This window comes from Kaistella sp. (assembly GCF_041824135.1).
Classification (GTDB): Bacteria; Bacteroidota; Bacteroidia; order Flavobacteriales; family Weeksellaceae; genus Kaistella.
The window spans coordinates 1-11,108 of sequence record NZ_JBGZYM010000049.1; the positions used below are offsets into that span (position 1 = coordinate 1).

General features: G+C 35.5%; 9 protein-coding genes. All 9 read right to left on the bottom strand.

Annotation, left to right across the window (positions count from 1 at the left end; all coding sequences use genetic code 11):
* Positions 1–2,634 (bottom strand): cell surface protein SprA (gene sprA / locus ACEYOS_RS05835; protein ID WP_373797535.1); only part of this gene is annotated, 2,634 nt, incomplete at its 3' end.
* A gap of 72 nt (positions 2,635–2,706) precedes the next feature.
* On the bottom strand, positions 2,707–3,291 hold the full coding sequence (gene ruvA, locus ACEYOS_RS05840; RefSeq protein WP_373710270.1) for a Holliday junction branch migration protein RuvA: 585 nt from the start codon (positions 3,289–3,291) through the stop codon (positions 2,707–2,709).
* A 40-nt stretch (positions 3,292–3,331) separates the two neighbouring features.
* Positions 3,332–5,617 carry an NADP-dependent malic enzyme gene (locus ACEYOS_RS05845; RefSeq protein ID WP_373710269.1) on the bottom strand — a complete coding sequence of 762 codons (2,286 nt, stop codon included), beginning with the start codon at positions 5,615–5,617 and terminating at the stop codon, positions 3,332–3,334.
* Positions 5,618–5,701: 84 nt separating this feature from the next.
* Complete coding sequence (locus ACEYOS_RS05850; protein WP_373710268.1) at positions 5,702–6,562, bottom strand: BadF/BadG/BcrA/BcrD ATPase family protein; 861 nt, start codon at positions 6,560–6,562, stop codon at positions 5,702–5,704.
* 150 nt (positions 6,563–6,712) lie between these two features.
* On the bottom strand, positions 6,713–6,961 hold the full coding sequence (locus ACEYOS_RS05855) for a NifU family protein (protein WP_373710267.1): 249 nt from the start codon (positions 6,959–6,961) through the stop codon (positions 6,713–6,715).
* A gap of 49 nt (positions 6,962–7,010) precedes the next feature.
* Positions 7,011–8,123: an Mrp/NBP35 family ATP-binding protein gene (locus ACEYOS_RS05860; protein WP_373710266.1), complete on the bottom strand. Its 1,113-nt coding sequence runs from the start codon at positions 8,121–8,123 to the stop codon at positions 7,011–7,013.
* 132 nt (positions 8,124–8,255) lie between these two features.
* A complete protein-coding gene (locus ACEYOS_RS05865) occupies positions 8,256–9,224 on the bottom strand; it encodes a hypothetical protein (protein WP_373710265.1) in 969 nt (322 codons plus the stop codon).
* Positions 9,225–9,349: 125 nt separating this feature from the next.
* Positions 9,350–10,510, bottom strand: a complete 1,161-nt coding sequence (locus tag ACEYOS_RS05870; protein WP_373710264.1) for a GlmU family protein — start codon at positions 10,508–10,510, stop codon at positions 9,350–9,352.
* 318 nt (positions 10,511–10,828) lie between these two features.
* Positions 10,829–11,080 (bottom strand): type B 50S ribosomal protein L31, encoded by a 252-nt coding sequence (locus ACEYOS_RS05875; RefSeq protein WP_125024541.1) that lies wholly within the window; start codon positions 11,078–11,080, stop codon positions 10,829–10,831.
* Positions 11,081–11,108: the final 28 nt, after the last annotated feature.

Sequence of the window (11,108 nt, forward strand, 5' to 3'; positions counted from 1 at the left end):
ATGGGCTGGTTTGATGAGACCGATTTCGGTTTCTAACTTTACCAACTCTAATATTGAATATGTAGAATTCTGGATGATGTTATACCAGGATAATAAACCTCTTCCGTTTCCAGAAGCCAAATTATCATTCAGATCTCCATTCAAAAAGAAAGGTTCAGGATTTTTTTCCGGTTTTGAAGCGATACTCCACATTGCTGGTTCTTTCAACGATATCTTAGACGTGCTTTGTTCGAAATCATCAATGTAAGACTGATCGCCTATTCCCTTATTTTGTCCCGGAATTAAATAAGCACCTTCTGCAAGGAAACTTAAATTAGAGGCCGCTTCTGTGTTTACAAAAGGAATTTTATCCGTTAATCTCGTGAGGAAAGGCAATTCATTATTATATAAAATATTGAAACCCGCCATGGTATTGTTCACGGCTTCCTGACCAAAGTTTACTTTTTGAGTTAAAGGAGTTTCAGCATAATTTACGACTGTCGCACCCACGGTAAGATGTTCATTGAACTTTCTTTCCAAGTTCAGCCCTAAAAATCTTTTACGTTGCGTATTAAAGGTCAACTGATTTTCAAGTGAAATATTGATCGCCTGACCAGATTGTTTTACGGTTTCATTAATGATGTTTACCGAACCCAACATATAATCTACGGTATAATCAACTCCTTCAGTTAACTGAACTCCATTCGCAGAAACTTTTACAGAACCTTGTGGAACGTTGATGGCTCCAAGAGAAATCCCCGCACCTTGTGTTCCTTTGAATCGACCTTCCATCGTATATCGCAAGGCCAAATTACTTTGAGAAGCAACTTGTTTTTGTTGGTCATACAATTCATTAAAGACAAATTTTGGATCACTCGTTCCTAAAGCATTTTGTAAAAACGCACCGAATGGTTTTGCTTTGGTGAAAATCACTTTTCCGTTTTCTGGATCAACCGTAATTCCCGGTACGAAATCAAAAATCCCGTCACCCAATTCACCGCCACCTTCCTGTAAATCGTTGTTCATATTCAAGCGATCCCAGTTGAATAATTTCAAAAGGTTGGGATTCACTTGAGTCGTTGGTGAGCTTACAGTCGTCGGTAAATAATTTACTTTTCCACCATTTTGCGGATCACGGTAATAGACGTTTAATAAAAATCCGTCTGGATTGATTTGATTGGTGTTTAATGGATAAATATTCTTCATCATTAAATCCCACATCGGCGACGTCGTTTTTACCGTACTGTTTGGTTTCAAAACTTTAGTAATTAAAACCGGACTTTCTTCTGAAAACTCTCCGACTTTATAAACCTTGCTGTCTCCATTTAACGTAAAACTATAAGAAACCGCTAGAAGCTGATTGTCATTTAACCTTTGATTAAGCGACATATAACCTAACTGCGGATTAAAGGTAAATTCATTTTGATTTAACCTTCTTGCTTTTCTATTAAAAATATATTGTTCACCATCGGCATATCTTTCGGGAGAACCGTTAGCATTGGGAAATAATTGTCCTTTTACCACATTTCCGTAATCGGTATCGGAATTTCTGGGAGTTCCGATTGCGGTGGATATACTTTGATATAGGTTGTTCTGTGAATTATCCGGATAACCTGAAATTCCTTCACCTAAATCACGAATCCCCAAAATTCCTTTTTGATCCTGAAGATTTCCTGATCCTTGATCCAAAACCCAGGCTTCAATTCTGGTGATGCTGATTCTGGAATTGATCTGTGGATAGTTTAAAAGCGCTTTGTCGTAATTATTTAAGAAGTAATGGTCTAAATAATAATGCTGATTGTCTTCATAATCAATCGCATTTAATTTAAAAGTATTTAAAACACCACCACCTTGCGCAACGATTGTTCGGGCTTCACCTTGCTGTTGAGAAAAAACTAAAGTTCCGTATGTTTTACCTAACTGAAATTCGGTCTTTAATCCAAATAAAGATTCAGATCCCCGAATTAAATTGGTAGAAAGCGGCATATTAACATTACCGAATTCGACTCTTTTAATAATTTTATCTTCTCCACCAGTTGTTTTATCGTTCAAACCTTTGGACTGTAAATCTTTCCAGGAACCTTTTGCCTGCCAAACCAAGTTCATTCGGTTTTCAAACGCGAAACCACTTTGAGTATCGTAGTTGGCTTTTAATTGAAGATTCTCCCCTACTTTACCCAACAATCCAAGTTGAATTCGCTGCTGAATATCAATAGCGAAATTGGTTCTGTTTTGAGGTAAAATTAATGGATTGTCGATTTTTTGATAAAGTCCGCCAATATCGAAAGAGGCAAAACCTTGCGGAATAATTTCAATTTTATTACCGCCAAAAATAGATTCGAATATTTTGTTTTTAATATTAACGCTTGGCAGTAAACCTTTTTTAATCGCTTCGGTTTGGTCTTTGCGATATCCTAGAGCGTTGGTCGAAGATTTTTCTTTATAATAATCACTCAGCTGATTGGTAAGCATGTACTGATTATATTCCTCGGAAGTCATTGAAACAGGATTTCCAACAACCATATTTCCAATTTTAGGATAGAGAATATACATTCCGCTGCCCACATCGTAAAATGCATCGTAGCGCATCGGGTTGGGCAAGGAAAAATCCTGCCTTACTGATGAACTGTCAGCGGGTTTTTCCTGGGCAAAAATACTTGCAAACGAAAAACACGTCAAAACTAAAACTAAAAATCTATGCTGAAAAAAACTATTCTTCTCCAAATGTTAAATATTTTTTAAAATTTGCTTCACCAGATCTTCTACTCGAAGATCAGGGTTCTGCTTCAGAATTCGGTCTGCAATCTTCTCACTCATCTTCTTGGAAATTCCCAAAACCTCTAATGCAGATAACGATTCTTCTTTTACTTTATTATTTACAAATGTAGAAATATTTTCCTCAGAAACATTGAATCTTTGGACTTTGTCACGTAAATCGATAATGATTCGCTCGGCTGTTTTTGTCCCAATCCCTTTTACCTTTTGCAGCATCGCGCTATTATTTGATAAAATGCCGGCTGAAATTTCATTTAAAGACAACGAGCTTAACATGATTATTGCCGAAACTGGGCCAACTCCGTTAACACTTATTAACAAATTAAACATCTCTTTTTCTAAAATTGTGTTAAAACCAAAAAGCAGATTAGCGTCTTCCCGTAGAATTTGTTGGATGTTTAAAAAGGTTTCTTTTCCTAAAACCAATTGTTCAGAAGTTTGCAAACTAACTCCAACTAAATACCCAACTCCCTGTACATCAATGACGACAGAGGTTGGATGAAGTTGTTGTACAATTCCTTTTAAAGAATAAATCATTTTGTGTGTTTTATAAGACGTTTTTAATTCAACCTAATACTTAATCCTGGTCTCTTCGCTGAGCATCCAAAACCGCAATTGTTGCAAGATTCACGATTTCATCAACGCTTGCACGCATTTGTAGTACGTGAACTGGTTGTTTTAAACCCATTAAAATTGGACCGACCACTTGTGCTACTTTTAGACCTCTGATGATTTTATAGGAGATATTGGCACTTTCAAGATTTGGAAAAACAAAAACATTTGCAGGAGTTGTTCCTAATTTCGAGAATGGATAATCTGAAAGATGATCACTGTTTAAAGCGAAATCCGGTTGAATTTCTCCATCAACGATCATTTTCGGGAACTTCTCGTGAAGAATAGAAACGGCCTTAGCTACTTTTTTAGAAGTCTCAGAAATTCCGGAGAAATTTTCAAAAGATAACATGGCGATTCTCGGTTCTATGGCGAAAGTTTTCACGGTCATTTCTGCCATTCTTGCAATATTTACCAAATCTTCAGAAGTTGGATTCTGATTGATCGACGTATCTGTAAAAAACAAAGGCTTCTTTTCCGTCATGATCATCATCATGGAGGAGATCTTGTCAACCCCTTTTTCTTTTTCAATAATTTTTAAGATCGGTTTTAAAGTCGAAGAATAATTCTTAGAGAAACCAACGATCAGCGCATCGGTATCACCATGCTTCAGCATTAACGGTCCGAAATAATCTCTTTGACGAACGTATCTTTTTGCTTTGTATTCGTTCATTCCTTTTCTCTCACGAAGTTTCCAAAGTGTTTCGCGATACTTCACTCTATTCTCTTCCTGATCATCGCCCATTGGATCTACGATCGGAACATTCAGTTCTATACCGTATTTCTTCATTTGCTCTTGAACATACTTTTTCTCACCGAGTAAAATAGGCTGTGCAATTCCTTCTTCATACAGAATCTGAGCTGCTTTCAGTACATTATATTCTTCAGCATTACCAAGCGTTACTCTTTTCGGATTAGAACGCGCTCTGTTCTGCATCATACGGATGAGTTTTTCATCACGACCCATTCTGTCTAACAGAGCATTTTCGTAATCTTCGAAATTTTCGATCGGTTTTCCAGCGATTCCACTTTCCATAGCTGCTTTCGCAACAGCAACAGAAACTCTCGTGATCAAACGGTTATCAAATGGTTTTGGAATAAAATATTCTCTAGAGAAGTTGAGACTTTTTAAATTATAAGCAAGAACAACGGCTTCAGGTACAGGTTCTTTGGCTAAATTTGCGATCGCATATACGGCCGCCAATTTCATAGCTTCATTAATTCCGGTTGCCTGAACATCAAGCGCTCCACGGAAAATATAGGGAAAACCTAAAACGTTATTCACCTGATTAGGATAATCGCTTCTTCCGGTCGCCATGATGGTGTCTTTTCTGGTTTTCATCGCCAGGTCATATTCAATTTCCGGATCTGGATTTGCCAAACCAAAAACGATTGGATTTGCTGCCATTGATAACAACATCTCTGATGTCATCACGTTTCCTTTAGACAAACCGATAAAAACATCAGCATTTTTTAAAGCATCTTCTAAAGTTTGAAGTTCGGTCTTCGCTACGAAATCTAATTTCTCTGGGGTCAAATTTTCACGATGATGATTAATGACTCCTTTAGAATCGCACATTAATACGTTTTCTTTTTTCAACCCAAGTTCTAAATAGAGTTTGGTACACGCAATTGCCGCAGCTCCTGCGCCATTTACAACCACTTTTACTTCGCCAATATTTTTGCCTGCAATTTCGAGGGCATTTAATAATGCTGCTGCAGAAATAATTGCTGTTCCGTGTTGATCGTCGTGCATCAAAGGGATATTCAGTTCATCTTTCAATCTTTGTTCAATATAGAATGCTTCCGGCGCTTTGATATCTTCCAGGTTAATTCCACCAAATGTTGGTGCAATTCCTTTCACGATTTCTATAAATTTATCTGGATCGGTTTCATCAATTTCGATATCAAAAACATTGATGTCTGCAAAGATTTTAAACAGAAGACCTTTCCCTTCCATTACTGGTTTTGATGCTTCCGCACCGATATTTCCTAATCCTAAAACGGCAGTTCCGTTGGAAATTACGGCTACTAAGTTTCCTTTTCCGGTATATTCGTAAGCGAGTTTCGGATCTCTTTCAATTTCTAAACATGGGATTGCTACTCCGGGTGAATAAGCAAGTGATAAATCTCTTTGAGAAGAGTGTGGTTTTGAAGGAATAACTTCGATTTTTCCTTTCGGTTCTACACTATGATAATCAAGGGCTGCTTGGTTAAAATTTTTCTCGTCTCTATTATTTTTTTTGGACATATAGTATGATTTTAATGAACGCATAAAGGTACGAAACCTCTAACGTTGTATGCAGTGAATAATTTTTAATAATAAGTAAGGAAGCTAGTTCAGATTCAAGATATATTTCTTGTGGTAATCAACTAAACTTTCAATGGGTTTTTGAACTACTTTTCCGATGGTTAAATTAAGTTCGGCCGCAGCAGCGCGGAGAATATCTTCATAAATATAAGAGATATAACCAATGAAATTAATTTCAATTTCACCAGATTCAGGATAAGGGAGCACTTGATAATCGAGAAAATTTTTCATTTCATCGAAAACCATATTTTGAAAATAAGGATGGCTTTTTCGTTCAGCAATAAAATGATTAAATTCTCCTAAGTATGCGTTAGCTCGAGGATTATGATACATATTTTTGATTGCATCTTCGATCTTGAGATTGTATTTCTTAATGAAATCTCTTTCCAGATCGGCAGGAAGTTTCTTCATAAAGAAACGTCGCAGCAAATGTTTTCCGAGAGCATTACCGCTTCCTTCATCACCGATTAAAAAGCCAAGAGAAGGCAAATCTATTCTGATATTTTCACCATCAAAAAAACAGGAATTAGAGCCGGTTCCTAAAATGCATACAATGGCTGGTTTTCCGTTATAAGCGGCATAAGCAGCGGCAGTCATGTCTTCCTTGATTCGAATCTCGGCGTGCGGAAATGATTTTATAAATTCAGCTTCTACTTTTTTTGCATTGGCTGCCGTACCACAACCTGAACCGTAAAAAAACACTTTTTCGATGTGATTTTTAACAAAAAATAAGTCTTCGTTTCTATCGATTTCCTGACCAATAAAATCAGGATTTATAATATTGGGATTGAAACCCAAGGTTGTTGTTTTCAAATGTGGTTTCCCGGAATTGTCAAGGATCACCCAATCACATTTGGTAGAACCGCCGTCTATTATGGCAATCATATAATAATGGTTTAATCTGCTAAAATATTAATTTAATTTCAATCCAATTTAGATTTGAAGAAATAATTGAAATTCCGCTGTCAAAAGGAGCCCAAAATAAAAAACGGACCAATGTCCGTTCTCTATTTTATCCAATCTTTATATTTAAAACTACTCTACTGCCAGCACTTCCAGAATTTCCGGAGCGAATTGCTTTACCGTAGTTTCTACTCCTAATTTCATCGTTGAAAAACTCATTGGGCAACCGTTGCAATTCCCATGAAGCTTCACCAGGACCGTTTGTCCCTGTACATCGATGAGTTCAATATCGCCGCCATCTTTATTCAGAAACGGACGAATGCTTTCGAGCGCATCCATCACTTTAGTTACCGTTTCTTCGTGTTTTATTTCTTTATTCATCGTTTTAATTCAAGCTTAATGTTATAATTACCCGTCAAAGAGAGAGAAATTATACTTTCTTATTTTTAGGAGAACAACCTGCCATGGTTGTAATTTTTACCGCTTCCGTTGCGGGAAGGTTTTTATTTCTCTCTACCAAACTTTCAATCATATTTTGAGTGGTCGTTCTATAGATCTCAGCAATTTTTGAATTTTCCTGTAAAGCTGCCGGTCTTCCAACGTCGCCAGATTCACGGATACTTTGTACCAAGGGAATTTCTCCTAATACAGGAATTCCTAAATCTTCTGCTAAAAACTGAGCACCTTGATTTCCGAAAATATAATACTTATTATCCGGTAATTCTTCTGGAGTAAAGTACGACATGTTTTCGATTAAACCTAAAACAGGAATATTAATACTTTCCATTTGGAACATTGCAATTCCTTTCTTAACATCGGCAAGCGCAACATGTTGTGGCGTACTTACGATTACTGCTCCTGTTACCGGAACTTCCTGAATAATGGATAAATGAATATCACCAGTTCCTGGAGGTAAATCGATTAAAAGGAAATCTAATTCTCCCCAAGCTGCATCACGAATCATTTGGTTCAAAGCTTTTGACGCCATTGGTCCTCTCCAAACTACGGCTTGATTGGCACCAGAAAAATATCCGATGGACAACATTTTCACGCCGTAATTTTCAATAGGTTTCATTAGACTTTTACCATCAACTTCTACCGTTATTGGTTTTGCACCTTCGGTATCGAACATCGTTGGAACAGAAGGTCCATAAATATCAGCATCTAAGATCCCAACTTTGAAACCCATATTTGCTAAAGTCACTGCCATATTCGCGGCAACAGTAGATTTCCCAACACCTCCTTTTCCAGAAGCAATTGCGATAATATTCTGAATTCCTTGAATCTGTTTTCCTTTGATCTGACTTTGCTGAATTTCCGATGGTTCGGGAGAAGCAATTTTTAATTTTAAAACGATTTCCTCACCAAATTCAGAAGCAAAAGCCTGTTTCATGGCCGCTTCTAATTTTTTCTTTTCGTGCATTGCTGGCGAATGCGCGGTCATATCGATATATACATCATTTCCCATTACCTGAAAATTCTGTACTAAATCATCTACTTCTATTTCTTTCAGAAAGGCCTGAACTTTATCTTTTGTCAACATAATTTTTTATCTAAATTGAGTGTCAAATTTACGCAAATTTTTGTTATTTAGAATGAGTAAAATCTATGATAAATATTACATTAGGAAAATCAACATTGTGAAAATTAATAATTTCTCCTTTGAAAACTGATCTCAATCTGCATAAGGTGAAATAAAAATAGGCACTTCATCAATTTTAATAACGATATTCTTTTTTTTGAAATCTTCTACTTTTTGATATTCAAATAAGATATTGGTTATGTTGTAATCATAATCAGGCGACAACTCTTCATCTTGCTCATAATTTAGAATATTCAACCAAGCATTCTTTTGCTCATTAAATTTATAGTTTAACAGCAGTTCTTCCGGACTTACATCAATTGAGTTATATAAAGGCGTAGAATACATTTTCTTCGGTGAAAAATCTGTCGAATTTGATTCAGAAATTAATGTTTTAAAATCTGCTTCAATTTCCTCGAGCGCGTTTTTTAAATCATCTTTCTCACTGTAAGTATCTTCATCAGAATAAAGCCTATCATTTCTATATTGATAATAAAACGGTTGATTATCATTTTTAACCCGCCAGTAAAAGCCAATAAAATCATTGAATTTTTCTTTGTTTTGAAAAGAATAAATCTCAGGTTCTTTGTTTCTTTTGCCATCATATTCGTAGGGGAAATAAGTAAAAGATATTTCATCGGAATTGCCTTTAGCACGATACACATAAGGAAAGGAAATATGACGATGTCCTGGTTTGAAAATTCTTTTAAATTCAGGGACAGGTTTTTTCAAAGGTCCGAAATGCAGAAGGGTTTCATCATCGTAAAAGCCGTAAGAGAGCATGATTTTCGAGCTGTCAGTAGCGTTTTTGTTATGCCGTCCGTAAAGCGTAAATTTTTCTTTTTCGTAATCGGGTATAAAGTAAACTAACCCTTTATCTTTTAATTCCCACTTTCCCGTAATCAAAGTAGCATAGCCAACCAATACAAAAGTTTGGTCTGGTTTCAGAAAATGAGTTCCACCTCGCAAACTATAAACTCCTACAATATCTTTCACAGATTGCGCATTGACCGCATTTAGAAAACCAAAAGTGATTAAATAGAGAATAAATATTTTTTTCATGGAATTTATTTTAGCAACAGTCTGATAATGTAAATTTATACTTTATCTTTTAATTGGGAAAATAGGTTCTTTAAAAACAGAAAAGCCAACTTCGCTAAAAGTTGGCTTTATTATTTAAATCAAAATCAATAATTCTCGTAAATTGTTTTCAAAATATTCTGATCATCTTCGGTGAAAGGAACTTTTCTTCTTGCCATTGCTAATTCCGCAACTTCGTAGGCTTTTTCTAATTTAAATTTTTCATCACCTTTCATTCCACCCCAAGAAAAACTGTCGATCAAGTTAGGCGGAAATCCATTTTTGAAAATGTTGGCGGCAACACCTACAACCGTTCCGGTATTAAATTGAGTGTTGATGGCTGCTTTCGAATGATCACCCATAATTAAACCAGCAAATTGTAATCCTGTACTCACAAATTTTTCGGCTTTATAATTCCACAATTTTACAATCGCGTAATTATTTTTAAGATTAGAAGAATTGGTATCTGCACCGATATTACACCATTCGCCGATCACAGAATTTCCTATAAATCCATCATGACCTTTATTGGTGTACCCAAAAATCACGATATTATTAACTTCACCACCAACTTTACAATGCGGACCAACGGTCGTCGCGCCATAAATCTTGGAACCTAAATTAAATTTCGAATCATTGCAAAGTGCTATTGGACCACGAAGATTACAACCTTCCATCACTTCGGCATTTTTTCCGATATAGATTTTTCCAGTTTTTGTATTTAAGGTTGAAAACTCAATTTCGGCTCCTTCTTCAATGAATAGATCTTTGGCGTCTCCCAGAAAACCATTGGTTGAAGAAAGTTCTGCAGAAGCTCTTCCGTTTGTAAGCAATTCAAAATCGAAATCGATCGCTTTTTCATTGTAGGTAAACAGATCAGTTGGGTGATTAAAAAACAAAACCTCTTCTTCAATATCTGTCATTTTACTGATCTGATTTAAAGAAAAGTTTTCCATATTGATTCTAACCGCGAGTAATTCATCTTTGTAAACCAAAGCTTCTCCTAACTGCAAATCTTTAATTTGATTTAAAAAATTCTCGCTCGGCAAAAAATTGGGAACAATAAACAAACTTTCCTTGAGCTCGTATTTTTTAAATTTTTCCTGTAAATAATCTTCGGTCAAGTATGAAACCTCTGAAGAATCTAACAATTTCTGCCATCTTTCTGAGAAGGTCAAAATTCCGCAACGCATTTCTGCGACAGGTCTTGTAAATGTGAGAGGTAAGAAATCTTCCCAAAACTGGGCATCTGAAAATACGAGTTGCATAGGTTATAATTGATGATTGATAAATAATATATTATAATTGTTACCACATTAAGTACTTATTTTTTTCAACCACAAAGTCACAAAAGAGTGCTTTATAGATGAATTAATAAAAGTTCACAAAACGTAAAATCTAAAGATTTTCGCAGCTTCATGTTTTCTTAAAGAGGAAATCTTACAATCCCAATCAATTTAATTTTGTGACTTTGTGATTTGAAAGTTTTTAAACTTCATCGCCTGCGACATGTGTAAAACAAATTTACAATAAAAAAAGTCTCTCAAAAAAATTGAAAGACTTTAATTATCGTTAAAATTCAAAAATTACTTTGAGAATTTTTTGTACTTATTCATGAATTTATCAACTCTACCTGCAGTATCAACTAATTTCACTTTTCCGGTATAGAAAGGGTGAGAAGTTGAAGAGATTTCCATTTTGATTAATGGATAAGTTGAACCTTCATATTCAATTGTATCTTTTGTATCTGCAGTAGATTTGCAAAGAAACATCTCGTCGTTACTCATATCTTTGAAAACAACAAGTCTATAATTTTCTGGGTGGATTCCGTTTTTCATAACTTATTTTATTATTAATAATTAAAGC

Coding starts and splice junctions, on each gene's coding strand:
- ACEYOS_RS05865 (WP_373710265.1), bottom strand. CDS start 9,224: ATGAAAAAAATATTTATTCTCTATTTAATCACTTTTGGTTTTCTAAAT.
- ACEYOS_RS05860 (WP_373710266.1), bottom strand. CDS start 8,123: ATGTTGACAAAAGATAAAGTTCAGGCCTTTCTGAAAGAAATAGAAGTA.
- ACEYOS_RS05850 (WP_373710268.1), bottom strand. CDS start 6,562: ATGATTGCCATAATAGACGGCGGTTCTACCAAATGTGATTGGGTGATC.
- ACEYOS_RS05845 (WP_373710269.1), bottom strand. CDS start 5,617: ATGTCCAAAAAAAATAATAGAGACGAGAAAAATTTTAACCAAGCAGCC.
- ACEYOS_RS05855 (WP_373710267.1), bottom strand. CDS start 6,961: ATGAATAAAGAAATAAAACACGAAGAAACGGTAACTAAAGTGATGGAT.
- ACEYOS_RS05870 (WP_373710264.1), bottom strand. CDS start 10,510: ATGCAACTCGTATTTTCAGATGCCCAGTTTTGGGAAGATTTCTTACCT.
- ruvA (WP_373710270.1), bottom strand. CDS start 3,291: ATGATTTATTCTTTAAAAGGAATTGTACAACAACTTCATCCAACCTCT.
- ACEYOS_RS05875 (WP_125024541.1), bottom strand. CDS start 11,080: ATGAAAAACGGAATCCACCCAGAAAATTATAGACTTGTTGTTTTCAAA.